The sequence below is a fragment of the Streptomyces sp. NPDC104381 genome (assembly GCF_055583745.1).
Map to the genome: position 1 here is coordinate 1 of NZ_JBVJNK010000007.1, position 26,254 is coordinate 26,254.

23 protein-coding genes and 1 pseudogene are annotated in these 26,254 nt (G+C 72.7%); 9 read left to right on the top strand and 15 right to left on the bottom strand.

Features of this window, described 5'->3' with window-relative positions:
• Window positions 1-498: 498 nt before the first annotated feature.
• From ACZ607_RS24315 to ACZ607_RS24345, 7 genes and pseudogenes are all read right to left on the bottom strand, one after another.
• Window positions 499-701 (bottom strand): annotated as a pseudogene (locus ACZ607_RS24315) (AraC family transcriptional regulator); the annotation flags it as partial.
• 21 nt (window positions 702-722) lie between these two features.
• A complete protein-coding gene (gene proC, locus ACZ607_RS24320; RefSeq protein ID WP_469737762.1) occupies window positions 723-1,532 on the bottom strand; it encodes a pyrroline-5-carboxylate reductase in 810 nt (269 codons plus the stop codon).
• Window positions 1,533-1,603: 71 nt separating this feature from the next.
• Window positions 1,604-2,365 carry an ABC transporter permease gene (locus ACZ607_RS24325; protein ID WP_469737764.1) on the bottom strand — a complete coding sequence of 254 codons (762 nt, stop codon included), beginning with the start codon at window positions 2,363-2,365 and terminating at the stop codon, window positions 1,604-1,606.
• Window positions 2,362-3,156, bottom strand: coding sequence for an ABC transporter ATP-binding protein (locus ACZ607_RS24330; RefSeq protein ID WP_469737766.1), 795 nt, complete (start codon window positions 3,154-3,156; stop codon window positions 2,362-2,364). Before ACZ607_RS24330 ends, ACZ607_RS24325 begins: the two co-directional genes overlap by 4 nt.
• Window positions 3,157-3,231: 75 nt before the next feature.
• Complete coding sequence (locus ACZ607_RS24335; RefSeq protein ID WP_469737768.1) at window positions 3,232-3,996, bottom strand: class I SAM-dependent methyltransferase; 765 nt, start codon at window positions 3,994-3,996, stop codon at window positions 3,232-3,234.
• Window positions 3,997-4,046: 50 nt separating this feature from the next.
• Window positions 4,047-4,592 (bottom strand): hypothetical protein, encoded by a 546-nt coding sequence (locus ACZ607_RS24340; protein ID WP_469737769.1) that lies wholly within the window; start codon window positions 4,590-4,592, stop codon window positions 4,047-4,049.
• A gap of 34 nt (window positions 4,593-4,626) precedes the next feature.
• Entirely contained in the window at window positions 4,627-5,001 is a 375-nt protein-coding gene (locus ACZ607_RS24345; RefSeq protein ID WP_469737771.1) for an SH3 domain-containing protein, read from the bottom strand.
• 124 nt (window positions 5,002-5,125) lie between these two features.
• Between ACZ607_RS24345 and ACZ607_RS24350 the strand changes: the two genes are divergently transcribed.
• Entirely contained in the window at window positions 5,126-7,312 is a 2,187-nt protein-coding gene (locus tag ACZ607_RS24350; RefSeq protein ID WP_469737772.1) for a serine/threonine-protein kinase, read from the top strand.
• A 34-nt stretch (window positions 7,313-7,346) separates the two neighbouring features.
• On the opposite strand, the gene ilvD is transcribed toward ACZ607_RS24350, so the two are convergent.
• From ilvD to ACZ607_RS24375, 5 genes are all read right to left on the bottom strand, one after another.
• Complete coding sequence (gene ilvD / locus ACZ607_RS24355) at window positions 7,347-9,197, bottom strand: dihydroxy-acid dehydratase (protein WP_469737774.1); 1,851 nt, start codon at window positions 9,195-9,197, stop codon at window positions 7,347-7,349.
• A 149-nt stretch (window positions 9,198-9,346) separates the two neighbouring features.
• Entirely contained in the window at window positions 9,347-10,606 is a 1,260-nt protein-coding gene (locus ACZ607_RS24360; RefSeq protein WP_469737776.1) for a PQQ-binding-like beta-propeller repeat protein, read from the bottom strand.
• Window positions 10,607-10,756: 150 nt separating this feature from the next.
• The gene (locus ACZ607_RS24365; RefSeq protein ID WP_469737778.1) at window positions 10,757-11,380 is read right to left on the bottom strand and encodes a TetR/AcrR family transcriptional regulator; all 624 of its coding nucleotides are present in this window, start codon (window positions 11,378-11,380) and stop codon (window positions 10,757-10,759) included.
• Entirely contained in the window at window positions 11,377-12,186 is an 810-nt protein-coding gene (locus tag ACZ607_RS24370) for a sugar phosphate isomerase/epimerase family protein (protein ID WP_469738527.1), read from the bottom strand. Before ACZ607_RS24370 ends, ACZ607_RS24365 begins: the two co-directional genes overlap by 4 nt.
• Window positions 12,187-12,306: 120 nt before the next feature.
• Window positions 12,307-13,254, bottom strand: a complete 948-nt coding sequence (locus tag ACZ607_RS24375) for a Ppx/GppA family phosphatase (RefSeq protein ID WP_469737780.1) — start codon at window positions 13,252-13,254, stop codon at window positions 12,307-12,309.
• Window positions 13,255-13,286: 32 nt separating this feature from the next.
• Here ACZ607_RS24375 and ACZ607_RS24380 point away from each other — a divergent pair, with 32 nt between their 5' ends.
• Window positions 13,287-14,129, top strand: a complete 843-nt coding sequence (locus tag ACZ607_RS24380) for a DUF3109 family protein (protein WP_469737781.1) — start codon at window positions 13,287-13,289, stop codon at window positions 14,127-14,129.
• Between the two features lie 106 nt (window positions 14,130-14,235).
• Here the strand turns inward: ACZ607_RS24380 and ACZ607_RS24385 are convergent, their stop codons facing one another.
• Window positions 14,236-16,014 carry a BACON domain-containing protein gene (locus ACZ607_RS24385; RefSeq protein WP_469737783.1) on the bottom strand — a complete coding sequence of 593 codons (1,779 nt, stop codon included), beginning with the start codon at window positions 16,012-16,014 and terminating at the stop codon, window positions 14,236-14,238.
• Window positions 16,015-16,201: 187 nt separating this feature from the next.
• On the opposite strand from ACZ607_RS24385, the gene radA reads away from it, so the two are divergent.
• Both radA and disA read left to right on the top strand, forming a co-directional pair.
• Window positions 16,202-17,614 carry a DNA repair protein RadA gene (gene radA, locus ACZ607_RS24390; RefSeq protein WP_469737785.1) on the top strand — a complete coding sequence of 471 codons (1,413 nt, stop codon included), beginning with the start codon at window positions 16,202-16,204 and terminating at the stop codon, window positions 17,612-17,614.
• A gap of 80 nt (window positions 17,615-17,694) precedes the next feature.
• Window positions 17,695-18,819: a DNA integrity scanning diadenylate cyclase DisA gene (disA, locus tag ACZ607_RS24395; RefSeq protein WP_469737787.1), complete on the top strand. Its 1,125-nt coding sequence runs from the start codon at window positions 17,695-17,697 to the stop codon at window positions 18,817-18,819.
• An 83-nt stretch (window positions 18,820-18,902) separates the two neighbouring features.
• Here the strand turns inward: disA and ACZ607_RS24400 are convergent, their stop codons facing one another.
• Window positions 18,903-19,730 carry a hypothetical protein gene (locus ACZ607_RS24400; RefSeq protein ID WP_469738529.1) on the bottom strand — a complete coding sequence of 276 codons (828 nt, stop codon included), beginning with the start codon at window positions 19,728-19,730 and terminating at the stop codon, window positions 18,903-18,905.
• A gap of 259 nt (window positions 19,731-19,989) precedes the next feature.
• On the opposite strand from ACZ607_RS24400, the gene ACZ607_RS24405 reads away from it, so the two are divergent.
• The 5 genes from ACZ607_RS24405 to cseC all read left to right on the top strand — a co-directional run bounded on the left by ACZ607_RS24405 (window position 19,990) and on the right by cseC (window position 24,396).
• The gene (locus ACZ607_RS24405) at window positions 19,990-20,892 is read left to right on the top strand and encodes an HhH-GPD family protein (protein ID WP_469737789.1); all 903 of its coding nucleotides are present in this window, start codon (window positions 19,990-19,992) and stop codon (window positions 20,890-20,892) included.
• Between the two features lie 183 nt (window positions 20,893-21,075).
• Window positions 21,076-21,660, top strand: coding sequence for a SigE family RNA polymerase sigma factor (locus ACZ607_RS24410; RefSeq protein WP_147983522.1), 585 nt, complete (start codon window positions 21,076-21,078; stop codon window positions 21,658-21,660).
• Window positions 21,648-22,346: a hypothetical protein gene (locus ACZ607_RS24415; RefSeq protein WP_469737791.1), complete on the top strand. Its 699-nt coding sequence runs from the start codon at window positions 21,648-21,650 to the stop codon at window positions 22,344-22,346. The genes ACZ607_RS24410 and ACZ607_RS24415 overlap by 13 nt, the downstream gene beginning before the upstream one ends.
• A gap of 11 nt (window positions 22,347-22,357) precedes the next feature.
• Entirely contained in the window at window positions 22,358-23,068 is a 711-nt protein-coding gene (gene cseB, locus ACZ607_RS24420) for a two-component system response regulator CseB (RefSeq protein ID WP_469737793.1), read from the top strand.
• Window positions 23,065-24,396: a two-component system sensor histidine kinase CseC gene (gene cseC / locus ACZ607_RS24425; RefSeq protein ID WP_469737795.1), complete on the top strand. Its 1,332-nt coding sequence runs from the start codon at window positions 23,065-23,067 to the stop codon at window positions 24,394-24,396. The genes cseB and cseC overlap by 4 nt, the downstream gene beginning before the upstream one ends.
• Before the next feature lie 128 nt (window positions 24,397-24,524).
• On the opposite strand, the gene ACZ607_RS24430 is transcribed toward cseC, so the two are convergent.
• Window positions 24,525-26,120 (bottom strand): MDR family MFS transporter, encoded by a 1,596-nt coding sequence (locus tag ACZ607_RS24430; RefSeq protein WP_469737797.1) that lies wholly within the window; start codon window positions 26,118-26,120, stop codon window positions 24,525-24,527.
• Window positions 26,121-26,254 lie beyond the last annotated feature (134 nt).

The following is a 26,254-nucleotide window of genomic DNA, read 5'->3' on the forward strand; positions in this document are numbered from 1 at the left end:
TTCACCGGGGCCCTCCGGGCGCTTCCCTTCGTTCTTGCGTTTCCGACTCTATCAGACTCTTTCGTGTCCGATTCCCGGCCGAAGCGGGTTCCTGCTGATTCGCTTTCCAGTTCTTCGCTTTCGCGTTTCCCTTTCCGGCGAGTCCGACTCTATCAGATCCTTTCGGGCCTGATTCCCAGTCAGCGGGGTTTGCCATCCCGGCCGTTGGGCCGTTCCGACGAGTGAGACTTTAGCGGAATCCTGGGCTCCGACGCTAATCGGGGCACCTTCGAAGCATCTTCGAACGCTGATTCCTCATTTCGCACGTGTGCACGTAAAAACGCACGACAGACGTCGCTCGTTTCGAGTGGTCACTGCGGAATGGCTGTCCGGGGACCGACCGGGGTCGGCGCTCACGTCGGACAACTCGGAGCACACTACGGACCTGCCCGGGGCGTGTCAACCCACCTCTTGGCCCGCCCTTGTCGCGGGGGGCCGGCCTGTAGTCGCGCGGGCTCCGGACATGCCGGCCCGGGCGGCGAGCCCGGGCCTCGTGCGCGGTTCGGCCGGACGGGTCATCGCATGGGCGCGGGCCTCCGCCGGTGCGTCCGCGTGACGGTCGGCGCGGGGCGTGGGGTGCTCGGTGAACTGCGCCCGGGTCCCGTACGGAACGGAGCGGTGACCATCGAACGCGCGATCGTGGCCGCCGCCCCGGCTCCGTGAGTGGGCAGCGGCCCGACCGGTCAGCCGTTGCCGGTCGCCAGTTCGCGGCTGCGGTCCCGGGCGGCTTCGAGTGCGGCGATGAGGGCCGCCCGTACGCCGTGGTTCTCCAGCTCGCGGATGGCGCTGATGGTGGTGCCGGCCGGGCTGGTGACGGCCTCGCGGAGCTTGACCGGGTGTTCGCCGCTGTCCCGGAGCATGACCGCCGCACCGATGGCGGCCTGGACGATCAGGTCGTGGGCCTGGGCGCGGGGCAGCCCGAGCAGGATGCCGGCGTCGGTCATCGCCTCGACGAGGAAGTAGAAGTACGCGGGTCCCGAGCCGGAGAGCGCGGTGGCCGCGTCCTGCTGGGACTCGGGGACCCGGAGGGTCTTGCCGACGCCGCCGAAGATCGACTCGGCGTGGTCGAGGTGCTCGGCGGTGGCGTGGCTGCCCGCGGAGATGACGGACATGCCCTCGTCCACCAGGACGGGGGTGTTCGGCATGACGCGTACGACCGGGGTGCCGACGGTGAGGCGCTCCTCGATGAAAGCGGTGGTGATGCCGGCGGCGGCGCTGATGACGAGGCGGTCGGCGGTGACGTGCGGGGCCAGTTCGTCGAGGAGCCGGCCCATATCCTGCGGCTTGACCGCCAGGATGAGGATGTCGGCGCTCTTGGCGGCCTCGGCGTTGGTGACGGCCTCGACGCCGTAGCGGGCGCGTAGCTTCTCGGCCCGCTCGGCGCGGCGGGTGGTCACCAGCAGGTCACCGGCGCGCCAGCCGGCCCGGATCATGCCGCTGAGCAGGGCCTCGCCGATCTTTCCGGTACCGAGGACTGCGACTGTCTGGGTCATGCGGTTCATCCTCCGGGTGGCGGTGCGCGGTACGTGGCGCTGATCGTCGTGCCCATCCTCGCACCGCGCCCTCAGGTGGTGCGGCGCCGGAGGGTTGCGGCGCCCAGGCAGAGGACGAGCAGGGCGCTGCCGGCGACGATCAGGACGTCGCGGTAGAAGTCGGCGGTGACGTCGGTGTGCGTGAGGACCTGGTTCATCCCGTCGACGGCGTACGACATGGGCAGGACGTCGGAGATGGCTTCGAGTACGGGGTGCATCCGGTCGCGCGGGGTGAACAGTCCGCAGAGCAGCAGCTGCGGGAAGATCACGGCGGGCATGAACTGGACCGCCTGGAACTCCGATGCGGCGAAGGCCGAGACGAACAGGCCGAGCGCCGTGCCGAGCAGGGCGTCGAGCAGGGCGACCAGGAGCAGCAGCCAAGGGGATCCGACGACGTCCAGCCCGAGGACCCAGACGGACATCGCGGTGGCCAGGAGCGACTGGGCGACGGCGACGGCGCCGAAGGCCAGCGCGTAGCCGGCGATCAGGTCGCCCTTTCCGAGAGGGAGGGCGAGGAGGCGTTCGAGGGTGCCCGAGGTGCGTTCGCGGAGGGTGGCGATCGAGGTCACCAGGAACATCGTGATCAGCGGGAAGATGCCGAGCAGCGAGGCGCCGATGGCGTCGAAGGTCTCCGGGGTGGCGTCGAAGACGTAGCGCAGCAGCGTGATCATCAGGACCGGGACGATCAGCAGGAGTGCGATCGTGCGGGGGTCGTGGCGGAGCTGGCGCAGGACCCGGCCGGCGGTGGCGAAGGTCCGGGCCGGGGACAGTGCGGGGGCGGCGTCGGTGCTCATCGGGTCGTCTCCTGGCGGGCGGTGGCCTCGTCCGCGGCGGCCTCGTCCACGAGGTGGAGGAAGGCCTCCTCGACGGTGGCGGAGCCGGTACGGGTGCGGAGGGCGTCGGGGGTGTCGTCGGCGAGGATCGTGCCCTCGCGCATGAGCAGCAGCCGGTGGCAGCGTTCGGCCTCGTCCATGACGTGGGAGGAGACGAGGACCGTGGTGCCCCGGTCGGCGGCGAGGGAGTGGAAGAGGTCCCACAGGTCGCGGCGCAGTACGGGGTCGAGGCCGACGGTCGGCTCGTCGAGCACCAGGAGTTCGGGGGTGCCGAGCAGGGCGACTGCGAGCGAGACGCGGCTGCGCTGGCCGCCGGAGAGGGCGCCGGCGAGGGAGTCGGCGTGGCTGGTGAGGTCGACGTCGCCGATGGCGCGGGTGACGGCCTCCTCGCGTTCTCCCCGGCGGGCGCGGCCCGGCAGGAGCACGGCCGCGAAGTAGTCCAGGTTCTGACGCACGGTGAGGTCCGTGTAGACCGACGGTGCCTGGGTGACGTAGCCGACGCGGGGCCGCAGGGACGGGTGGCCGGCCGGGCGGCCGAGGACGTCGAGGGTGCCCGTGACCTTGGCCTGGGTGCCGACGACGGCCCGCATCAGCGTGGACTTGCCGCAGCCCGACGGGCCCAGGAGGCCGGTGATCCTGCCCGGCTCGACCGTGAAGCCGAGACCGCGCAGGACGGTGCGGTCCCCTCGTACGACGGTGAGGGCGTGTGCCTCGACGGCCCCCGCGTTCGTGGGACGCAGAGAATTCATCATGTGATGAATATTGGTCCTGCCGGAGGGGCCGAGTCAAGGGACGCGGGGCCCCGTTCGGCGGCCGTCACGGAGCGTTCAGAGGACCAGTACGGCGAGTTCGACCACGTAGCGCTCCTCGACCATGCCGTCCGGGAACTCGGCGGTCAGGTGTGCGCGCTCCTCGTCCATGAACCGGCGGGTGGACCGCTCGCCGTCCACACCCCGCACGAGGAAGGCGGAGTGGGTGGCGAGGTTGGCGAGGTGCAGGTCGACCGGGACCGTCCGGGACCACGGCACCAGCCGTTGCGCGAAGTCGCCGCCGGAGAGCCGCGCGAGGTTCCGGGAGTCGGCCGGTGAGCCGTGGGCGCTGCTGCCCGCGCCGAGATGGCGGCGCAGCCGGGTGTCCTGGCCGGCGATCCAGGGGGCGGAGTGGTCGGAGACGTTCCACCAGAGGGCCAGCGCCCCGCCGGTGCGCAGGACCCGGCGCGCCTCGGGGAGGGCCAGGTCCGGGTCGGTCCAGTGCCAGGACTGGGCGTAGGTGACCAGGTCGGCCGCCCCGGTGGCCAGGGGGAGGCGGTTGCCGTCGCCCCGGACCACGGGGACGTGCGGCAGTGACCGGTGCAGCTCCGCCGCCATGCCGGGGCCCGGCTCGACTGCGGTGACCAGGGCGCCGCGGGCGTCCAGCAGCCGGGTGGCGATGCCCGTCCCCGCGCCGACGTCGACCGTACGGGCCCCCCTCAGGGGGCGGTCGGCCAGTTCCTCGACGGCGTCCAGGAGCGCGGGCGGGTATCCGGGGCGCGCGGCGGCGTACTCGGCGGCGGCGCTGTCGAACGAGAGGGCGCGGGACGTGGGAGCGGTCATGGATTCATCGTGCACGCACTACGGCGCGCGCGAGCCCGGAACCACGGGTTCTACCTGCGCCCGGAGCGCTTCCCCTTGGCTCCCTTACGGGCGGCCGGGTTGCCCGTGCGCGAGGAGCGGCGCTTCGCGTACTGGGCGAGCGCCGTCTCGTACTCCGTACGCCGCAGCTTCTCCCCCGGGGCCTCGGTGAAGGAGCGGACGAAGTAGGCGAGCAGCGAGCCGATGAAGCCGATCGCCTTGAGGCCGCGCAGCCTGTCCTCGTGGGCCGGGTCGGCGGGGCGGCGGGTGAAGCCCTCCCAGGTCTTGCGGAAGGCGATGGCGCTGCAGACGGCGAACATCAGCACCACCAGGGTCCCGACGAGGCTGCCCACCTCGGCGATCTCCAGGCCCTGGTAGGCGAAGCGCAGGACGAAGCACGCGGCGACGGCCGCCGCGAGCGAGCCGACGGTGGCGCCCACGCGCCGCAGCCCGTACCCCCCGTCATGGTCGACCCAGGTCGTACCGAAGAAACGGAGAGGTTCGGGCCGCGGCCCTGGTGCGGTGGAGCCCGGAGGCACGGCCGAGGGCGTTCCGGAGGCTTCGCTGTTCTCGCTCACGGAACCGATTATCCCCGGCCGAGTCCCGCTTCCGTCAGTCGCAGCGCGGTGCGATGTAGCCGTCACTGCCCGTGTGGACATAGGCGTCCGACACGAACTGGCCGTTGGCGATGTTGTCCCAGAGGTTCGACGTGCCGTACGGGCCGGTGACCCGCTCCCCCGGCTTCTGGCAGTGGACCGGGACGCTCATCCCGTACGGCAGCGTCCGGACGATCCCGTACTGCGTGCCGGGTCCCCTGCGGACGTTGACGCGGTAGCCGGGAGCGATCGGGTAGACGACGGCGCCCGCGGCGAGCGTCGTCACCTCCTCCATGACGACCGCCTCCGCGACGACCGCCTCCGTGACCGTGTCCGTCGCGCCCGTGACGTCCGTGGTCACCGTGCCGACGCTCTTCTCCTCAACACCCATGAGTGCCTCCCCCGTTGAAAGCGATGCGGTGTGACGCGCAGGCTAACAAGCCCCACGCTGCTCGCACGCACCATCGACTAGGCTCCGTGCGTCGCGCTTGCGCACGAACACACGGGGGTGGGCGATGCCGCCGCTGCGAGGGACCGGTTCACATCCGGAAGCGGAGCATCCTGAGTACGCCGGGCAGTATCGGCTGGAGGCATGTCTCGGAGCGGGCGGCATGGGTGTCGTGCACCTGGCGCGCTCCGCCTCGGGGTTGCAGCTCGCGGTGAAGGTGGTGCACCGCCAGCACGCGGACGATCCGGAGTTCAGGGCGCGTTTCCGGCAGGAGGTCGCGGCCGCCCGGCGGGTCAGCGGGGCGTTCACCGCGCCCGTCGTGGACGCCGATCCGGCGGCCGGGCTGCCCTGGATGGCCACCCTGTACGTCCCCGGCCCGACGCTCGCCGCGCAGGTGAAGCGGAACGGGCCGATGAGCCCCGCCGAGCTGCGCAGGCTCACGGCCGGGCTCGCCGAGGCGCTGCGCGACATCCACCGCGCCGGAGTCATCCACCGGGATCTCAAGCCGAGCAACGTGCTGCTGCCCGACACCGGCCCCAAGGTCATCGACTTCGGGATCTCCCGGCCGTACGACAGTGATCTCCGTACGGAGACGGGGAAGCTGATCGGCTCACCGCCCTACATGGCGCCCGAACAGTTCCAGCGGCCCCGCGAGGTCGGTCCGGCGGCGGACGTGTTCGCGCTCGGGGCGGTGCTGGTGCACGCGGCGACCGGGCGGGGGCCCTTCGACTCGGACAGCCCGTACCTCGTGGCCTACCAGGTGGTGCACGACGAGGCGGACCTGGCCGGGGTGCCGCCGGATCTGGCGCCCCTGGTCGGGCGGTGCCTCGCCAAGGACCCCGGGGACCGGCCCACGCCCGACGAGATCATGGCCGCGCTGCACCCTCCGTCGTACGAGGCGGCCGCCTTCATTCCCGTCCAGCGCAGGCCGGTCGCGGCGGAGTCCGTGGTGCCGGCGGGGACGGCACAGGGGGACGCCGACGAGGAGCCCACGCATGTACGGGTGGCCGACGGGCTGCCCTCCGGGCCCGGGGCGGTGAGGCGCCGCCGCACCCGCCGGCTCGCGGCCGTCGCCGTGGCGGTGGTCCTGGTGGCCGGCGGCCTCTGGGCGGCCGGAGCGTGGGGCGGGCCCGGGGAGCCGGAGCCGGAGCCCGCGCCGAGGAAGAGCACGGCGGCGGCCTTCACGCCCTGGCGGACGCCGCCGGCGGAGCGGGGCGGCTCGGCCCCGTCCTGCTCCCCGGGGACCGCCGGTACGCACCCCGCGCTGTACTGCGTCTCCGCCGCTTCCGGCGCCGCCCGGCTGGACCCCTCGGACGGCCACCCCGTCTGGTCGCGGCGCGAGGGCTCGTCGGAGGGTTCCGAGGGGCCGGGCCCCGTGGGCGCGGTCGCCGGGAGCGTGGCGTACACCGTCGTGACGGGCGGGGAGGCCCGGGCGTACTCCCCGGGCGAGGGCACGGAGCTCTGGCACAAGGACCTCTCCGCGTACCTCGACTCCCCCTTCCCGGCGGGCGACACCCTGCTGGTGGTGCGCCAGGACGGGACGCTCCAGGCACTCGACGCGGCGACCGGCACCTCCCGGTGGCGGCGCGCCGTCCCGGGACACGTGAGCCCGGGCTTCGCGCTGTACGAGCCGGCGACCGGGCTCGCGTACGCCTTCGAGAGCTCGGCCCGGGGGACGACCACCCTGGTCACGGCCGTCGAGGCGAGCACCGGGAGGACGGCCTGGCAGCGCAGGCTGGACGGGATGCTCACCCCCGCGGGTACCTCCGGCGGGGCGCTCCTGCTGACCTCGATGGACCAGAAGGCGCAGACCACCGCGCTCGTCCGCTACGACCCCGGTCCGCGCCGTACGACCCGGATCCCGCTGCCCTTCCGGATGAACGGGCCGGAGGCCGTGGTGGACGGGGACACCGCCCTGCTCCTGGAGCGCGGCGGCACCCTGCTGGCCGTCGACGTCCGCCCGGGGGCCGCGCGGGCCGAGCGGTGGCGGCTGGAGACGGCGGTCAGCACGACCTCGGCCCCGGTCGTCGGGGCGGGCGGCCGGCTGTACTTCTCGGCCGCCGACGGACGGCTGCTCGCCGTCGACACGGAGCACGGGACGCTGCTCGGCCAGACACGTCCCCGGCTGCGGGAGGGGAAGCTCGGCCACGCCTCGTCGCTGCCCTCGCCCGTCGTCCTGGGCCGCAGCGTCATCGGCACCGCGCCCGACGGGTCCGTCTTCGCCGTGGACGCGGACGACCCCGCCCACTGGTGAGACCAGGGACGGGGCCGTACGGGAAGGCGTCGGGTCAGCCGAGCCTGGAGACGTCGCGGACCGCGCCCTTGTCCGCGCTGGTCGCCATCGCCGCGTACGCGCGCAGCGCCTGGGAGACCTTGCGGTCGCGGTTCTTGGGTGCGTACACGCCGTTCAGCGCCTCGCGTCGGGTGGCCAGCTCCTCGTCGGACACCAGGAGCTCGATCGTGCGGCTCGGGATGTCGATCGCGATCCTGTCGCCGTCCTCGACCAGGGCGATGGTGCCGCCGGACGCCGCCTCGGGGGAGGCGTGGCCGATGGACAGGCCCGAGGTGCCGCCGGAGAAGCGGCCGTCGGTGACGAGGGCGCAGCTCTTGCCGAGGCCGCGGCCCTTCAGGAACGACGTCGGGTAGAGCATCTCCTGCATGCCGGGGCCGCCCTTGGGGCCCTCGTAGCGGATGACGACGACGTCGCCCTCCTTGATCTCCTTGCGGAGGATCTTGTCGACGGCCTCCTCCTGCGACTCGCAGACGACGGCCGGGCCCTCGAAGGTCCAGATCGACTCGTCGACGCCGGCCGTCTTCACGACGCAGCCGTCGACGGCCAGGTTGCCCTTGAGGACCGCGAGCCCGCCGTCCTTGGAGTAGGCGTGCTCGACCGAGTGGATGCAGCCGCCGGCCGCGTCCGTGTCGAGGCTGTCCCAGCGCTCCGACTGGGAGAAGGCGGTCGCCGAGCGCTTGCACCCGGGGGCCGCGTACCAGAGGTCGAGCGACTCGGCGGAGGGCGAACCGCCGCGCACGTCCCAGGTCTTGAGCCACTCGTCGAGGGAGGCCGCGTGCACGCTGTGGACGTTCTCGTTGAGCAGACCGCCCCGGTGCAGCTCGCCGAGGATGGCGGGGATGCCGCCCGCGCGGTGGACGTCCTCCATGTAGTACGTGCCGCCGGGCGCCACGTTGGGGGCGACCTTCGCGAGGCAGGGGACCCGCCGGGAGATCTCGTCCATCTCCGCGAGGCCGAAGTCCAGCTCCGCCTCCTGCGCGGCGGCCAGCAGGTGGAGGATCGTGTTGGTGGAGCCGCCCATGGCGATGTCGAGCGCCATGGCGTTCTCGAACGCCTCGCGGCTGGCGATGTTGCGGGGCAGGACGGAGTCGTCGTCCTCCCCGTAGTAGCGCTCGGTGATCTCGACGACCGTGCGGGCGGCGTTCTCGTACAGCGCCTTGCGGGCGGTGTGGGTGGCGAGGACCGAGCCGTTGCCCGGGAGCGCCAGGCCGATGGCCTCGGCGAGGCAGTTCATCGAGTTGGCGGTGAACATGCCGGAACAGCTGCCGCAGGTCGGGCAGGCGTTCTCCTCGATGCGGAGGATGTCCGCGTCGGAGATCTTGTCGTTGACGGCGTCCGAGATCGCGTCGACGAGGTCGAGGGTGCGGACCGTGCCGTCGACGAGGGTGGCCTTGCCGGCCTCCATCGGACCGCCGGAGACGAAGACCGTGGGGATGTTGAGGCGCAGCGCGGCCATCAGCATCCCGGGGGTGATCTTGTCGCAGTTGGAGATGCAGATCAGGGCGTCGGCGCAGTGGGCCTCGACCATGTACTCGACGCTGTCCGCGATGAGGTCGCGGGAGGGCAGGCTGTAGAGCATGCCGCCGTGGCCCATGGCGATGCCGTCGTCCACCGCGATGGTGTTGAACTCGCGGGGCACCGCGCCGGCGGCCTTGATCGCCTCGGAGACGATCCGGCCGACCGGGGCGAGGTGCGTGTGGCCCGGGACGAACTCGGTGAAGGAGTTGGCGACCGCGATGATGGGCTTACCGATGTCCTCACTGGCTACGCCGGACGCCCGCATAAGGGCGCGGGCGCCCGCCATGTTGCGGCCGTGGGTGACAGTGCGGGACCTCAGCTGGGGCATCGTCTCTCGCTCCTTCGACAGAAAAGACTGTCTCCGAGCGTACGCCTCCCGTGCCAAGATCTGGACACAGTGTCCGGAATGCGGGATGTGATGCTCAACGGGTGGGCGGGGCCGGGGAGTGACGCAGGCCCCGTGCCGCCGCCCCCGGGTCACACCGCCGGCAGCGCGAACAGCCGCTCGGCGTGCAGGGCGGCCAGCCGCTTGTCGTCGCCGGGGACCACGTACCACTGCTCCAGCGAGCCCCCGCCGTCGTTGAAGGTCCAGCGGAGCTTCCCGTCCCGCGCGTCGTACGCCTGCACGCCGCCGTTCTTGTCGAACTCCGTCGCCCCGTACAGGGTCTCCCCCACCTTGGCGAACTGGAGCGGCACCGAGACCTCGCGCAGATCCTCCGTGTTGTGCCAGCGCTGCTTGCCCGTGCCGGGGTCGACGGCCCACAGGGAGTGGGCGCTGTCCGAGGCGTAGAGCACCCCGTCGACGACGGTCGGCCCGTTGAACGTGTCGAACTCCTCGGTCGGCAGCGACCAGCGCTCGGCGCCGTCGTCCAGGGCGAAGGAGCGCAGGTGACGGCCGTCGGAGACGATCACCGCTCCCTCGTGGACGGCGATCCGCTCGAAGTTGGCCCTGCTGATCTTCTTCGTCCAGAGCTGGCGTCCGGTCGTGGTGTCGCGGACGGTCAGGTTCTTGCGGAGGTCGGTGTAGACCAGGCGCTCACCGCTCACCGCGGAGGTGAGACCGGACTCGTCGGTCCCGGTGTCCCGCTTCTCGCTCCAGACCGCCTTGCCCGTACGGATGTCGATGGCGGCGATCACGTTGGTGCGGGAGCTGAGGTCCTTCTCCAGGATGCCCGCGATCACATACACGCGTTCGGTGTCGGCTCCGACGGGCCGGGGCTGCGCGTAGCGCCCCTCCAGCCGGCTGCGCCAGGTTTCCTTGCCGGTGGCAGGGTCCAGGCCCACGAGGTCACCGTCGTACGTCCCGCTGGCCAGGTAGAGCGTGTCCCCGCCCATGATCAGCCGCGCGCCGGGCTGGGCGGCGTCCTTCAGCGACCACAGCTTCTTCCCCGTGGTGAGGGACCGGCCCACCAGGGGATCACCGGCGACCAGCACCACGTCCCCCACGACGGCGAGCACCTCGTGGTTGCCGAGGGTGCCCACCGCGGTCGTCTCCTGCCACAGGGCGCGCGGCGCGGTCCCGGCGGGCGGTGTCGTGAACGCGTCCCCGCCCGCGCCGCCGGGCTTCGGGTCGCCGGTGCCGCCGCCGGAGGCGTCGGCCTCCTCGGGCCCGCACGCGGTCACCGCTCCCGCCAGCGCGAGGCCGAGACTCGCGCCGGCCAGCCGCAGCAGCCGCCTGCGCGACACGGCGGCGCTCCCGCCGCCCGGTCCCTGCCCGGCTCCGGTCGTCACACGCATGTTCGTCTCCCCCACCTTGTCCACGCCGTACGTCGGCCCACCCGGTCCGGGACAGCCAACCTCAGATTCCGGCCACGGCCGGTGTCCGGTACCGACTCGCGACACCGTTGTGATCCCACCGGCACAGCCGTCACACGGGCCGGACCCGGATCACCCGTCGCTCAGATACCGCTGGAGCGTGGGCGCCACCATGGCGATGATCTTCTCGGGATCCGTGGAGGCCAGCGGTTCCGCCCGGATGACGTACCTCAGCATCGCGATCCCGATCATGTGCGAGGCCGCCAGCTCGGCGCGGAAGGTCGGGTCCGGCACGTCCAGCTCCGCCGCGATCCGCTCCAGCAGCCGGCGCAGCACGAAGCCGCGCAGCACCTTCGCCGCCGCCTCGTGCGTGAGCGCGGACCGGAGGATCGCCAGCAGCGGCGCGCGGGACGCCGGGTTCTCCCATACGCCGATGAAGTACCGGGCCAGCCGCTCCCCCAGGTCCTCCGGGTGCCCGCCGAGGACCTGGGGCAGGACGAGGGCGGGCTCGAAGGAGAGCTCGATGGCGGCGGCGAAGACCTCGTCCTTCGTACCGAAGTAGTGGTGGACCAGGGCGGCGTCGACACCGGCGGCCCTGGCGATGCCCCGCACGGACGTCTTGTCGTAGCCGCGCTCGGCGAACTCGCTGCGGGCCGCCTCCAGGATCCGGGTCCTGGCGTCGGGGCCGGTGGCGCCCGCCGTGCGGGCGGGGCGCCCCCTGCGCCGCGGGGACGGGTCGTCGGCGCCGGGGGTCACGTGCGGGGCGTCCGCGCCGACGACGCCAGGTGCAGCCGGGTGAAGGCGAGCGCCTCCGCGAGGTCGGCCTCGCGTTCGGCCGACGACATGGCGCGGCGGGTGTTGACCTCGATGACCACATGGCCGTCGAAGCCCGTACGGGCCAGGCGCTCCAGCAGTTCCGCGCACGGCTGGTCGCCCCGGCCGGGCACCAGGTGCTCGTCCTTGCCGGAGCCCTTGCCGTCGGCGAGGTGGACATGGGCGAGCCGGTCGCCCATCCGGTCCACCATGGCCAGGCTGTCGGTGCGGGCGGTCGAGGTGTGCGAGAGGTCCACGGTGAAGTGCCGGTAGTCGTCGTTGCTGACGTCCCAGGCGGGGGCGTACGCGAGCATCTCGCGGTCCCGGTAGCGCCACGGGTACATGTTCTCCACGGCGAAGCGCACATCGGTCTCGTCCGCCATGCGCCAGATGCCGGAGACGAAGTCCCGGGCGTAGTTGCGCTGCCACCGGAACGGCGGGTGGACGACCACCGTCGACGCGCCGAGCTTCTCCGCCGCGGCTCTCGCCCGCTGGAGCTTCACCCACGGGTCGGTCGACCAGACCCGCTGGGTGATCAGGAGACAGGGCGCGTGCACGGCGAGGATCGGGACCTGGTGATAGTCCGACAGCCGCCGCAGCGCCTCGACGTCCTGGCTGACGGGGTCGGTCCAGACCATGACCTCGACACCGTCGTAGCCCAGGCGCGCCGCGATCTCGAAGGCCGTCGCCGTCGACTCCGGATAGACGGAAGCCGTCGACAGGGCGACCTTCGCATCCGGGATGCGCACCACTGGTTCTGCCACGTGGACAGGGTACGGGCAGCGGTGTGCGAGTCCGAGGGAGCCCGGCTGAAAGTGAGAAGGCCCATGAGGGCGCCCGCGAGGACGGGACCGGGGCGCCCACGGGGATCAGGCCAGGGCGGCCTGCTGCGCGGGCAGGTGGTCGAGGCGGCGGAGAATGACTCCCTCGCGCAGCGCCCAGGGGCAGATCTCCAGCTCCTCGACCCCGAACAGGTCCATCGCGCCCTCGGCGACGAGCGCCCCCGCCAGGAGCTGCGCGGCGCGCCCCTCGGTGACGCCGGGCAGATTCCCCCGCTGCTCGACGGTCATCGTCGACAGCTTCGGCACCCACTCCTCCAGCGCCTTGCGGGTGAGGACGCGCTGCACGTACAGCCCCTCGGCGGACCGGGCGGCGCCCGTGATCCTGGCGAGCTGGCGGAACGTCTTGGAGGTGCCCACCACATGGTCGGGCGGTCCCAGCCGGGTGAACTCGCCGACCGTACGGGCGATGCCGGCGCGGACATGGCGGCGCAGCGCGCGTACGTCGGTGGGGTCCGGCGGGTCGCCGGGGAGCCAGGCGGCCGTGAGCCGGCCGGCGCCGAACGGCAGCGACACGGCGGCGTCGGGCTCCTCGTCCATCCCGTAGCCGACCTCCAGCGAACCGCCGCCGATGTCGAGGACCAGCAGCTTCCCCGCCGACCAGCCGAACCAGCGGCGGGCGGCCAGGAAGGTCAGCCGGGCCTCCTCCTCGCCGCTGAGGACGGCGAGGGTGACCCCGGTCTCGTCGCGCACCCGGGCCAGCACCTGGTCCGCGTTGCCCGCGTCACGCACGGCGGAGGTGGCGAAGGCCAGCACGTCCTCGCAGCCCTTGTCCTCGGCGGCCTGGAGGGCGTCGGCGACCGTCGTCACGAGGCGGTCGACGCCCTCGGGGCCGATCGCCCCGTCCCGGTCGAGGAGTTCGGCGAGCCGTAGTTCCGCCTTGTGCGAGTGGGCCGGCAGCGGGCGGGCGCCGGGATGCGCGTCGACCACCAGCAGATGCACCGTGTTCGACCCCACGTCGAGGACTCCGAGTCTCATACGGGAACGCTACTGCGGCTTACTCTGGGCACGTGCCAAAGACGAAAAAGGCGAAGCCGGACAAAGCCACGAAGAAGCAGCAGAAGACGAAGCAGGAGATGCGGCAGGCGGAAGCCACCGGGCCGGACGGGCCCGACGAGAAGGGGCTCGACTTCGCGCGGGCCTGGGTCGAATTCCCCGACCCCGCCGACGACGAGCAGGTCTTCCGCTGCGATCTGACCTGGCTGACCTCCAGGTGGACCTGCATCTTCGGCAGCGGCTGCCAGGGGATCCAGGCGGGCCGCGCCGACGACGGCTGCTGCACGCTGGGCGCGCACTTCTCGGACAAGGACGACGAGAAGCGGGTGGCCGGTCACGTGGCGCGGCTCACACCGGAGCTGTGGCAGTTCCACGACGTGGGCACCAAGACCGGCTGGGTCGGGGTCGACGAGGACGGCGAACGCCAGACGCGGCGCTGGGAGGGCTCCTGCATCTTCCAGAACCGCCCCGGGTTCGCCGGCGGCATGGGCTGCTCCCTGCACATCCTGGCCCTGAAGGAGGGCAGGGAGCCGCTGGAGACCAAGCCCGACGTGTGCTGGCAGCTGCCGGTCCGCCGTACGTACGACTGGATCGAACGGCCCGACGACACGCGCGTGCTCCAGATCTCCATCGGGGAGTACGACCGCCGGGGCTGGGGCCCGGGCGGTCACGACCTGCACTGGTGGTGCACCTCGGCGACGTCCGCGCACGGCGCCGGTGAGCCGGTCTACGTGTCGTACCGTCCCGAGCTCATCGAACTGATGGGCAAGGAGGCGTACGACCGGCTGACCGAGCTGTGCGAGCAGCGGCTGGCGTCGCTGCTGCCGATGGCGCCGCACCCGGCCGACCCGGCCTGAGACACGCCCGTCGGGGCGGCCCCCGCGGCTCCTCGGCCTCTCCGACGGCGTCCGGGCGCGCGGCGCGCAAACGTTCCGCCGTGCACCCGGGCGCCGTTCCTCCATGTCAGCCCCCGGATCCGGACGGCCCGCCGGGGTCCCCGGTGGTGTCCGAGGTCGGGGTGGGCGCGGTGGTGCCGTCGGAGGGCGACGGGGTGGGAGAGCCGGGGTCGTCCGTCGGCGGGTCCGTCGGCGAGGGTGTCGGGTCCGGCGACCCGGTCGGATCCGTGGGGTCCGGGGTGGGGTCCGTCGACGGGGGCGGCGACGTCGGGGTGGGGTCCGGGGTCCCGGCCGACGGGTCCGGGGACGGCTGCGGACTTCCGGGGCGCGGGCTCGTGGCGCCGTGGCCGGTGATCGCGACCGCGGAACCGGACGGGGTGAGCAGGACGCGGGCGCTCCACGGGCCCCTGGGCTCGGCCGCGTGGTCCACGAAGACGTGCAGGGTGACGCTCCGGCCGGGGGCGACCGTGCCTGCCGTCCGGCTGAGGCGGAGCCACGGGGCGTCCGTCCTGGCCGACCAGACCACGGTCGTGTCGCCGGTCGCGGTCAGCGTGATCGTCGTACGGCCGCCGGACGAGCGGGCCGCGACCGCGAGGGAGGACGCTCCGGCCGGGCCGGAGCCGACGCTGACGACCTCGGCGGAGACGTCCGCGCCCCGCCCGCCGTCGGCGAACGCGTCGCCCTCCTCGGGGCGGGCGTTGCCGGCGTTCTCGTAGTGGTCGTACGGATCGTCCGTCCCGGACCCGCCGTCCACGTCGGACGCCGTGACCGAGGTGTCCCTGCCCTCGCCGGTCAGCGGCGCGCCCCGGTAGGCGGCCCACAGGGCGATCACCGGGGCCGCGACGACCGTCGCCACCACCGTCGTCGTCAGGACCCGGGCGCGCAGCCGGTCGCGGCGCGCGGCGTGGTCCTTGGGGTCCAGCGGGAAGCCGGTCCGGCCGAAGCGCGGGGCGCCGGACCTGGACCGCCGGGCGTGGGCCAGGGCGACGTGCACCGAGGGGCGGGGCGCCTCGACGACCGGCAGCGCGGCGGCGGCCGGGGTGACGGCCGCACCGGGCCAGGGCCCGGCCGCTCCGGCCCGCTCGGCGGCGCGGCGGCAGCGGGGGCAGTCGTCGACGTGCCGGACGAGCTCGCGGCGCAGGGCCGCCGAGAGCAGCACCTGGTGGGCGCCGGTGAGCCGCGCGACGGCGGGGCAGTCGCCCTTCTCGACCACGGCGAGGGCGGCGCGGGTGCGCTCCACCTCGCAGGCGGCTCCCGCCAGGAGCTCCCGGGCGCTGCCGGGGTCGAGGCCGAGGACGGCGGCGACGGCGCGCGGGGTGAGCCCGTGGCGCACGGCGAGCTCCAGCGCCTCGCGCTGCTCGGGGGTGGTGCCCGCGGCCTCGGGCCAGGCCAGCTGGGCGAGTTCACGCCGGTGCGCCTCGGCCGCCGGGGACTCCGCGGGACAGCTGGCCTCCTCCTGGGGGGCGTGCCGGCGCGGGGCGCGGACGCCCTCGCGGGGTGCGGCCCTCCGGGAGGCGGGCGCCCTCCGGTGCGCCTGACGGCCCCGCCCCTGCTCGGTGAGCGCGCGCAGGCACGTCCATCTGGCCAGGGCGTACAGCCAGGATTTACGTTCCTCCTCGGCCGCGGGGCACCGGCCGTCCTGCCGCTCGGCGATCGCCAGGACCGAGCCGAGCGCCTCGGTGGCCGCCTCGTGGTCGCAGAGCACGGAGAGGCAGTAGGTGAACAGGCCGTCGAGATACGGCTCGTGGCGTGCGGACGAGCGCTGCGCGGAGGGGCGGGCCTCGCGGCGGTGCGCCCGGTGTGCGCCGGTGGTGTGTGTGGGGGTCTCCAGCCTGGCTCTCGTCACGTGGCGACCGTAGGCAGATACGCACGGAACCCTGACAGCACTTTCCGACATTTAATCCTTACGAGTGACGGTCTCCCTCGAAAGAGGACAGGAATCCCTGATTCCACCGGAAATACCGCATCGGGCGCATGTTCGGCTCCCGTGCCCACGACCGGCACTGTCGGACCCCACCTATACGGTGACGTCCATGGCTGCCCGTACGAAATCCGCGAAGGACCGCCCGTCCTACCGCTGCACCGAATGCGGCTGGACGACGGCCAAATGGCTCGGCCGCTGCCCGGAGTGCCAGGCCTGGGGGACGGTCGAGGAGTTCGGCGGCGCCCCCGCGGTCCGCACGACGGCCGCGGGGCGGGTCTCCTCCGCCGCCGTGCCCATCGGCCAGGTGGACAGCCGGCAGGCCGCCGCCCGCTCGACCGGGGTCGGCGAGCTGGACCGCGTGCTCGGCGGCGGGCTCGTGCCCGGCGCCGTCGTGCTGCTCGCGGGCGAGCCGGGCGTGGGCAAGTCGACGCTGCTGCTGGACGTGGCCGCCAAGGCGGCGAGCGACGACCACCGCACCCTCTACGTCACGGCCGAGGAGTCCGCGAGCCAGGTGCGGATGCGGGCCGACCGGATCCGGGCGATCAACGACCACCTCTATCTGGCCGCCGAGACCGACCTCTCCGCCGTCCTGGGGCACCTGGACGCGGTCAAGCCGTCGCTCCTCGTCCTGGACTCCGTGCAGACCGTCGCCTCACCGGAGATCGAGGGCGCGCCCGGCGGCATGGCACAGGTCCGCGAGGTCGCCGGCGCCCTCATCCGGGCCTCGAAGGAGCGCGGCATGTCGACGCTCCTGGTGGGCCATGTGACCAAGGAGGGCGCGATCGCCGGGCCCCGCCTCCTGGAGCATCTCGTGGACGTGGTGCTCTCCTTCGAGGGCGACCGGCACGCCCGCCTCCGGCTCGTGCGAGGCGTCAAGAACAGGTACGGCGCCACGGACGAGGTCGGCTGCTTCGAGCTGCACGACGAGGGCATCACCGGCCTGGCCGACCCCTCCGGGCTCTTCCTCACCCGCCGTGACGAACCGGTCCCCGGCACGTGTCTGACGGTCACCCTGGAGGGCAAGCGGCCGCTCGTCGCCGAGGTGCAGGCGCTGACGGTGGACTCACAGATCCCCTCGCCCCGGCGCACCACCTCGGGCCTGGAGACCTCCCGGGTCTCGATGATGCTGGCCGTCCTGGAACAGCGCGGCCGGATCACCGCCCTCGGCAAGCGGGACATCTACAGCGCGACCGTGGGCGGCGTGAAGCTCACCGAGCCGGCCGCGGATCTCGCCGTCGCCCTCGCCCTGGCCAGCGCGGCCAGCGACACACCGCTGCCGAAGAACCTGGTCGCGATCGGTGAGGTGGGGCTCGCCGGGGAGGTCAGGAGGGTCACGGGGGTCCAGCGCAGGCTGGCGGAGGCGTACCGTCTCGGGTTCAAGCACGCCCTGGTCCCGAGGGACCCGGGGCAGGTCCCGGCCGGTATGAAGGTCACAGAAGTGGCCGACATGGGCGACGCCCTGAGAGTCCTTCCCCGCCGCTCTCGGGCGGACGGACCACAGGAGGACGGCGCACGCCGGTAGACTTTGCCCTGGTCTCGCCCGCCCGTACGAACGGTACGAGGGACGCAAGGGCACCGCCGACCTGTGACCGGAGGAGTGCAGTGGCAGCCAACGACCGGGCAGCATCGCCCGGAAAGTCCGGCCAAGGCACGGGGAACGAGGCGCTGATGCGCGCCTCGTTGAGCGCGGTCGCGCCCGGGACGGCCCTCCGCGACGGCCTGGAGCGCATCCTCCGCGGCAACACCGGCGGACTGATCGTCCTCGGCATGGACAGAACCGTCGAATCCATGTGTACGGGCGGTTTCGTGCTCGACGTGGACTTCGCCGCGACGCGCCTGCGCGAACTGTGCAAGCTGGACGGCGCGATGATCCTCGACAAGGACATGACGAAGATCCTCCGGGCCGGTGTGCAGCTGGTCCCGGACGCCTCCATCCCCACCGAGGAGACGGGCACCCGGCACCGCACGGCGGACCGGGTCTCCAAGGCGTGCGGCTTCCCGGTCGTCTCGGTCTCCCAGTCGATGCGCCTCATCGCGCTGTACGTGGACGGGGAGCGGCGGGTCCTGGAGGAGTCCTCCGCGATCCTGTCCCGGGCCAACCAGGCGCTCGCCACGCTCGAGCGGTACAAGCTCAGGCTGGACGAGGTCGCCGGGACGCTCTCCGCGCTGGAGATCGAGGACCTGGTGACCGTCCGGGACGTGACGGCGGTCTCGCAGCGGCTGGAGATGGTCCGCCGCATCGCGACGGAGATCGCCGAGTACGTGGTGGAGCTGGGCACCGACGGCCGTCTTCTGGCCCTCCAGCTGGACGAGTTGATCGCGGGCGTGGAGCCGGAGCGGGAGCTGGTCGTCCGCGACTACGTCCCCGAGCCCACCGCGAAGCGGTCCCGTACGGTCGACGAGGCGCTGGCCGAGCTGGACACGCTCACCCACACCGAGCTGCTCGAACTCCCCGTGGTGGCACGCGCCCTGGGCTACAGCGGCTCCCCGGAGACCCTGGACTCGGCGGTCTCCCCGCGCGGCTTCCGGCTGCTGGCGAAGGTGCCGAGGCTCCCCGGGGCGATCATCGAGCGGCTGGTCGAGCACTTCGGCGGCCTGCAGAAGCTGCTCGCCGCCAGCGTGGACGACCTCCAGGCCGTGGACGGGGTCGGCGAGGCACGGGCCCGCAGCGTCCGGGAGGGGCTCTCGCGGCTGGCGGAGTCCTCGATCCTGGAGCGGTACGTCTAGAACTCCCGAACGAACGCCGAAGGGCCCCGCACGGTGTGCGGGGCCCTTCGGCGTTCGTTCCCGGTGCGGATCCGCCCGCGCCGTCAGTCCTTCGCCAGCACGAACGAGGCGCGCTGGACGCTCCCGCCCTGGACCTTCGCCTCCAGCAGGTACGTCCCCGGGGCCGCGCTCCGGACCGGCGGTGTCGCGCACGAGGGCGCGCTCCCCTTGCGGTCCCACTTCACGACGTGGACGACCGTCGCTCCCGCCGGGACCCTCAGGAACAGGGCACCGGCCTTCGGGCAGTCCTTCGAGGACCACACCTGCTCGTCCTCCTCGCCGGCCTCGGTGATCGTGAGTACGGCGCTCTTCGGGCCGAAGTCGGCCTTGCAGTCGGTGGCCGAGGTGTTCCTGGCGCTCAGCCTGAACTCCGGCTTGTCGTCGGGCCCGTAGCTGAGCTCCGTCTTCAGGCTCAACCGGAGCACGGCGGGTGTGCAGTCGGGGAGCGACGATCCGGCCGGGACCTGCTCGCCGCCCGTGCTGCCGCCGGTCCCCGCGCCCGTACCCGCCGCTGTGGAGCCGCTCGCTCCCGTGGAGTCCGATCCCGCCGCGCCGCCCGTCCCCGTACCGGTGTCGCCGCTGCCTCCCGCGGAGCCCGAGCTCCCGCCGGTGCTCCCACCGGTGTCGTCCGACTCGTCGCGTCCGCCGGGGGGTTGGCCGGTGACGGGGCCCGAACTCGAAGGTCCCGGGGTGATCGACGGGGCGGGGCCGGAGCCTCCGGGCTTCCCGTCGTCCTGTCCGCCGCCGCCGCTGCCGCCACCCGTGGTGACGGCCCACGCGACCAGCGCCGCGAGCAGCGCGATCACCAGCACCGCTACTGCTCTCCGACGCCAGTAGATGCTGGAGGGAAGCGGCCCGACCGGATTGCGCATAGAACCCACGGACCGAACTGTACGAGAGATCCGGGCCGACTCCGGCCCCAACCGCCGCCTGATCCACAAGTTTTCCGGATCATCATCACGGAGCGACGGCTCCCGGGGCGCTTCATCCGCTTTGCCCCACCCGGGGCCCCGTCCGCCCCGCGCGAGGGGTCAGAACGGGTGGCGTTATCACCCCGTGGACGCACGGCGGGCCCGACACCCCCGTAGCCGTCCCCGATGCCCCGCCTTCCGTGCCAGGATCGTAGGTGCGATGACTGCCACGACTTCGACACAGACGCCCCCCGCCTCCCTCCATACCCCCGTCATCGGGTGGTTCGAGCAGCACGCCCGCGATCTGCCCTGGCGCCGCCCCGATGCGGGCGCCTGGGGTGTGATGGTGAGCGAATTCATGCTGCAGCAGACCCCGGTGAACCGGGTCCTCCCGGTGTACGAGCAGTGGATGGCCCGCTGGCCCCGCCCCGCCGACCTGGCCGCCGACGCACCGGGCGAAGCCGTCCGTGCCTGGGGCCGGCTCGGCTACCCGCGCCGCGCGCTGCGGCTGCACGGGGCCGCGCAGGCGATAACGGAACGCCACGGGGGCGACGTGCCGAGCGAGCACGGCCAGTTGCTCGCACTGCCCGGGATCGGGGAGTACACGGCCGCGGCCGTGGCCTCGTTCGCCTACGGGCAGCGTCATGCCGTGCTGGACACCAATGTCCGCAGGGTGTTCGCCCGGGCCGCGACCGGCATCCAGTACCCGCCGAACGCGACCACCGCGGCCGAGCGCAAGCTCGCCCGCGCACTGCTCCCCGAGGAGGACGAGCGCGCCGCCCGCTGGGCGGCGGCCACGATGGAGCTCGGCGCACTCGTGTGCACCGCGAAGAACGAGGACTGCACGCGCTGCCCGATCGCCGGACAGTGCGCCTGGCGGCTGGCGGGGAAGCCCGCCCACCAGGGCCCGCCGCGCCGCGGCCAGACCTACGCCGGTACGGACCGCCAGGTGCGGGGCCGGCTGCTCGCGGTGCTGCGGGACGCCGTCACACCGGTGCCGCAGTCGGCGCTGGACGCGGTATGGGAGGAGCCCGTGCAGCGGGCGCGCGCCCTGGACGGGCTGGTCTCCGACGGCCTCGTCGAGCCCCTGGCGAACGGCCGGTACCGGCTCCCTCTGACCTGACCGTGCTCCGGCGGACCGGGGCTGTCCAGCGGCTGTTACACAACCGATGGACAGCCGTGCGTCCGCCTACGGCTGCTCCGCACAGCCTCGTGACAACGCCTCCGTAACGTCTCCGGACGTCGGCGAACGGACCATCCCGCCGACGGCGGTACACGGGGATCGACGGGGACGGAGGCGGTTGTAATGGCGCAGGGCGAGGTGCTCGGATTCGAGGAGTACGTACGGACCCGGCAGGACGCGCTGCTGCGCAGTGCTCGCCGGCTCGTACCCGATCCGGTGGACGCGCAGGACCTGCTGCAGACCGCCCTGGTCCGCACCTTCGGCCGCTGGGACGGCATCGCCGACAAGTCCCTCGCCGACGCCTACCTCCGCCGCGTCATGATCAACACGCGTACGGAGTGGTGGCGGGCCCGCAAGCTCGACGAGGTCCCCACCGAGCAGCTCCCCGACGCGAGCGTCGACGACGGGGCCGACCAGCGCGCCGACCGCGCCCTGCTCATGGACGTCCTCGGGGTGCTGGCTCCGAAGCAGCGCAGCGTCGTCGTGCTGCGACACTGGGAGCAGATGAGCACGGAGGAGACGGCCGCGGCACTGGGTATGTCCGCCGGCACGGTGAAGAGCACGCTGCACCGCGCCCTGGCACGCCTGCGCCAGGAGCTGGAGGACCGTGCCGCCCGGAGCCGTGAGGCCGAGGAGACACCGGTGCGGATACCCGCGCAGCGGAACAGGCGTCATGACGAGCGGGGGCGGGAGCGGTGCGCGGCCTGACAGGCAGCAGCGGGGAGAGCACGACGGCCGGCCGCGGAGGACTCCGGGCCGGTCTGGTGGCGGGGAGCACGGCGGTGGCCGGGCTCGCCGCCTTCGGGCTGTTGTGCGCCGGGTGTTCCACCGGGGGCACGGGCACCCGTGACGAGGGCCCGGCGAGCGCCCAGCAGGCCACCCGGGCCACACCGACGAGCGCGGTTCCCAGCGGGACGGCCGAGCCGTCGCCGCGGGTCGACGCCGTACGGCTGGTCAAGAGCGACCCGAAGGTGAGCCGGCAGCTCAGGGACGACCTGAAGCCCTGCACCGGGAACGAGTACCCGGTCGACACCTCGTACGGCAAGCTCACCGGCGGCCCGGCGACGGATGTCGTGGTCAACGTGATGACCTGCGGCGACTCGGTGGGGGTCGGCACGTACGTCTACCAGCGGCGGGCCGACGGTTCGTACGGGAACGTCTTCGCCGCCGAGGTACCCGCCGTCTACGGCACCATCGACCGGGGCGACCTGGTGGTGACGACCCAGGTGTACGGGTCGAAGGACTCGGTCGCGTACCCCTCGGGCGAGGACGTCGTCACCTATCACTGGACCGCCGGCCGGTTCACCGAGACCGACCGGGTGCACAACGACTTCAACCGGGCCGTCGGCGCCGGGGAGGGCGACCTTCCCGCACCGCAGCCGACGCAGAACTGAGAGCCGCTCGCATGGCCGAGACCCATGTCCTCTTCGTCGAGGACGACGACGTCATCCGTGAGGCCACCCAGCTCGCGCTGGAGCGGGTCGGTTTCACGGTCACCGCGGTGCCCGACGGCCTGCTGGGCCTGGAGGCCTTCCGGGCGGACCGTCCGGACATCGCGCTGCTGGATGTGATGGTGCCGGGCCTGGACGGGGTCAGCCTGTGCCGGCGCATCCGCGACGAGTCGACGGTGCCCGTGATCATGCTGTCGGCGCGGGCCGACGCGATCGACGTGGTGCTCGGCCTGGAGGCCGGGGCCGACGACTACGTCACCAAGCCGTTCGACGGGGCGGTCCTCGTCGCCCGCATCCGTGCGGTGCTGCGGCGCTTCGGCCACGCGGCCGGTGCGGGCGGGGCGCCCGACGGGCCCGGCGGCGCGGACGACGAGGCGAGCGGTGTGCTGGTCTTCGGCGACGTGGAGATCGACACGGAGGGCATGGAGGTGCGCCGGCAGGGCGCGCACGTCGGGCTGACCCCGACGGAGATGCGGCTGCTGCTGGAGTTCTCCTCGGCGCCCGGCACCGTCCTCTCCCGGGACAGGCTCCTGGAGCGGGTCTGGGACTACGGCTGGGGCGGGGACACCCGCGTCGTCGACGTCCATGTGCAGCGGCTGCGCACCAAGATCGGGCAGGACCGCATCGAGACGGTCCGCGGCTTCGGCTACAAGCTGCGCGCATGAGGCGGCTGGCGCTGCGGACCGGGGTCCGCTGGAAGATCAGCATCGCCATCGCGGCGGTCGGGGCGCTCATCGCGCTGGCGCTGAGCCTCGTCGTCCACAACGCGGCCCGTGTCTCGATGCTGGAGAACGCGCGCGAGGTGCAGCTGGAGCGGCTGCTGTTCGCCCAGCGGCTGTACGAGGCGACGAACACGACGAAGCCGTCGCCGAAGTTCGGCGCCAAGATCAACGACCCCTCGCTGCCGAAGAGCCTGCGCGAGCAGATACGGGACAACCGGCGCGCCACCCATGTCGACGAGTACGGCAACGGCGCGCCCGACGTCTGGGCGGCGGTGCCGCTGGCCAACGGCGACGTCCTGTCCCTGCACACCCGCTTCGCCGACCGCAGCGCCACGATCATGGGCGACCTGGACAGGGCCCTGATCATCGGCTCGGTCTCGGTCGTCTTCGGCGGCTGCGCCCTGGGCGTGCTGATCGGCGGCCAGCTGTCCCGGAGGCTGCGCAAGGCGGCGGCAGCGGCCGGCAAGGTCGCGCAGGGCAACACGGAGGTACGCGTACGGGAGGCCGTCGGCGGCGTCGTACGGGACGAGACCGACGAGCTGGCCCGGGCCGTGGACGCGCTGACGGACGCGCTGAACGAGCGGATCGAGGCGGAGCGCCGGGTCACCGCCGACATCGCCCACGAGCTGCGCACCCCGGTCACGGGTCTGCTCACCGCGGCGGAGCTGCTCCCGCCGGGGCGCCCCACGGAGCTCGTACGGGACCGGGCTCAGGCGATGCGGACCCTGGTCGAGGACGTCCTGGAGGTGGCCCGGCTGGACAGCGCGTCGGAGCGGGCCGAATTGCAGGAGCTCCAGCTCGGCGAGTTCGTCAGCCGGCGGATCCGGGTGCTGGATCCGGAGATCCCGGTCCGAGTGGTGCACGAGTCCTGGGTGTCCACGGATCCGCGCCGACTGGAGCGCATCCTGGGCAATCTGCTGGGGAACGCCGCCAAGCACGGGGCCGGGCCGGTGGAGGTCACGGTCGAGGGCCGGGTCGTACGGGTCCGCGACCACGGGCCGGGTTTTCCGGAGGCGCTGCTGCGGGAGGGGCCGAGCCGGTTCCGTACCGGGAGCAGTGACCGGTCGGGGCGGGGCCACGGCCTGGGGCTGACCATCGCCGCGGGGCAGGCCCGGGTGCTGGGAGCCAGGCTGACGTTCCGCAACGCGGGGCCCCTCGGGGCCACGGACTCCGGCGGTACGGGCGGGGCGGTCGCCGTGCTGTGGCTGCCCGAGCACGCCCCGACGAACACCGGAAGCTTCCCCGTGCTGCGGCAGACGGAGACGGGCTGAGAGGAAAAGGGGCGGGCCCCGGAGACCGGTGGTCTCCGGGGCCCGCACTCTCAGGGGCCCGCACTCTCCGGGGCCCGGGCTCCCAGGGGGCTGTTGCTCCCAGGGGCTGTTGCTCCGGGCGCCGCTGCTCAGGCGTTCTGCGACTGCTTGGCGGCCGCGAGCCCGCCGGGCGCCGTCCCGTCGGCGTCCGAGGCCACCGCCTCCGGCTTCGCCGAGCCGCGCAGCGGGACCTCCTTGACGAAGAGCGCCGCCACCAGGGCCAGCACCGCGACGGAGCCGCCCACCAGGAAGGCGATGTGGGTGCCGGAGGCCACCGCGTACTCGTACGCCTCGCGGACCTGGTCCGGCAGCTTCGCCAGGCTCGCCGCGTCCAGCTGGGCGGACCGCTCGGTGGCTCCGCCACCGCCGCGCGACGTCATCTCGTCCTGCACCCGGCCGGTGAAGAGCGCGCCCATGATCGCGACTCCGAAGGAGCTGCCGAGCGTACGGAAGAGGGTGGTCGTGGACGAGGCGACGCCCATGTCCTTCAGCTCGACGCTGTTCTGGGCGACGAGCATCGTGATCTGCATCAGGAAGCCCATGCCCGCACCGAGCACCGCCATGTAGATGCCGGACGTCAGGCGGCTGGTGCCGGTGTCCATCGCGGCGAGGAGGAACAGGCCGGCGACCATCAGGACGCTGCCCACGATCGGGAAGACCTTGTACTTGCCGGTGCTGGTGGTGATCCGCCCCGCGACCAGCGAGACGATCATCATCGCGAGCAGCATGGGCAGGAGGAGCAGTCCGGAGTTGGTCGCGGACGCCCCCTGGACCGACTGCTGGAACAGCGGCAGGAAGAGCACCGCGCCGAACATCACGAAGCCCGCCATGAAGCCGACCACGGACATGAGGGTGAAGTTGCGGTTGCGGAAGATGTGGAGCGGCACGATCGGTTCGGCGGCCTTCGTCTCGACGAAGACGAAGCCGACGAGGGAGGCGACGCCGAGGGCGATGAGCTCCATGATCACGGCCGAGCCCCAGGCGTACTCCGTACCGCCCCAGGTGGTGACCAGCACGATCGCGGTGATGCCGACGGTGAGGAGCGCGGCGCCGAGGTAGTCGACCTTCGCCTTCGTACGCTCCTTGCGGGGCAGGTGCAGCACGGCGGTGACCATGGCCAGCGCGACGGCGCCGAGCGGCAGGTTGATGTAGAAGCTCCAGCGCCAGCCCAGGTGGTCGGTGATGGTGCCGCCGACCAGCGGTCCGCCGATCATGGCGATGGCCATCACGCCGGCCATCATGCCCTGGTACTTACCGCGCTCCCGGGGCGGGACCAGGTCGCCGATGATGGCCATGACGCCGACCATCAGACCACCGGCGCCGAGGCCCTGGACGGCCCGGAATCCGATGAGCTGGCCCATGTCCTGGGACATTCCGCTCAGCACCGAGCCGATCAGGAAGATCACGATCGATGTGAGGAAGATGCTCTTGCGGCCGTACAGGTCGCCGAGCTTGCCCCAGATGGGGGTGGAGGCCGCGGTGGCGAGGGTGTAGGCCGTGACCACCCAGGACAGATGCTCCAGGCCGCCCAGGTCGCCGACGATGGTGGGCATCGCCGTACCGACGATCAGGTTGTCGAGCATGGCGAGCAGCATCGCGATCATCAGCGCGAGCACCACCACCCGGACGCTGCGTGCCGGCGGTTCCGCTTTCCCGTCCGACGCCGCTTTCTTGAGTTCTGTCATGCCGTCCGCTCCCCTGATCCCCTGATGCCGGTCTGCCGCATATCCGGCACTTACTTGCCGCCCGGCTAGTTGGCTACACTGAGGAAAGTAGACCCGTAACTAGCCGGGCGTCAAGTAAGTTCTTGGGAGAGTCG

Bases quoted from the DNA above. Each gene is read 5' to 3' on its own strand.
- ACZ607_RS24375 (WP_469737780.1), bottom strand. From the start codon at position 13,254: ATGAGACTCGGAGTCCTCGACGTGGGGTCGAACACGGTGCATCTGCTG.
- proC (WP_469737762.1), bottom strand. From the start codon at position 1,532: ATGACCCAGACAGTCGCAGTCCTCGGTACCGGAAAGATCGGCGAGGCC.
- radA (WP_469737785.1), top strand. From the start codon at position 16,202: ATGGCTGCCCGTACGAAATCCGCGAAGGACCGCCCGTCCTACCGCTGC.
- ACZ607_RS24335 (WP_469737768.1), bottom strand. From the start codon at position 3,996: ATGACCGCTCCCACGTCCCGCGCCCTCTCGTTCGACAGCGCCGCCGCC.
- ACZ607_RS24350 (WP_469737772.1), top strand. From the start codon at position 5,126: ATGCCGCCGCTGCGAGGGACCGGTTCACATCCGGAAGCGGAGCATCCT.
- ACZ607_RS24430 (WP_469737797.1), bottom strand. From the start codon at position 26,120: ATGACAGAACTCAAGAAAGCGGCGTCGGACGGGAAAGCGGAACCGCCG.
- ilvD (WP_469737774.1), bottom strand. From the start codon at position 9,197: ATGCCCCAGCTGAGGTCCCGCACTGTCACCCACGGCCGCAACATGGCG.
- ACZ607_RS24410 (WP_147983522.1), top strand. From the start codon at position 21,076: ATGGCGCAGGGCGAGGTGCTCGGATTCGAGGAGTACGTACGGACCCGG.
- ACZ607_RS24360 (WP_469737776.1), bottom strand. From the start codon at position 10,606: ATGCGTGTGACGACCGGAGCCGGGCAGGGACCGGGCGGCGGGAGCGCC.
- ACZ607_RS24345 (WP_469737771.1), bottom strand. From the start codon at position 5,001: ATGGGTGTTGAGGAGAAGAGCGTCGGCACGGTGACCACGGACGTCACG.
- ACZ607_RS24400 (WP_469738529.1), bottom strand. From the start codon at position 19,730: ATGCGCAATCCGGTCGGGCCGCTTCCCTCCAGCATCTACTGGCGTCGG.
- ACZ607_RS24405 (WP_469737789.1), top strand. From the start codon at position 19,990: ATGACTGCCACGACTTCGACACAGACGCCCCCCGCCTCCCTCCATACC.
- cseB (WP_469737793.1), top strand. From the start codon at position 22,358: ATGGCCGAGACCCATGTCCTCTTCGTCGAGGACGACGACGTCATCCGT.
- ACZ607_RS24325 (WP_469737764.1), bottom strand. From the start codon at position 2,365: ATGAGCACCGACGCCGCCCCCGCACTGTCCCCGGCCCGGACCTTCGCC.
- ACZ607_RS24330 (WP_469737766.1), bottom strand. From the start codon at position 3,156: ATGATGAATTCTCTGCGTCCCACGAACGCGGGGGCCGTCGAGGCACAC.
- cseC (WP_469737795.1), top strand. From the start codon at position 23,065: ATGAGGCGGCTGGCGCTGCGGACCGGGGTCCGCTGGAAGATCAGCATC.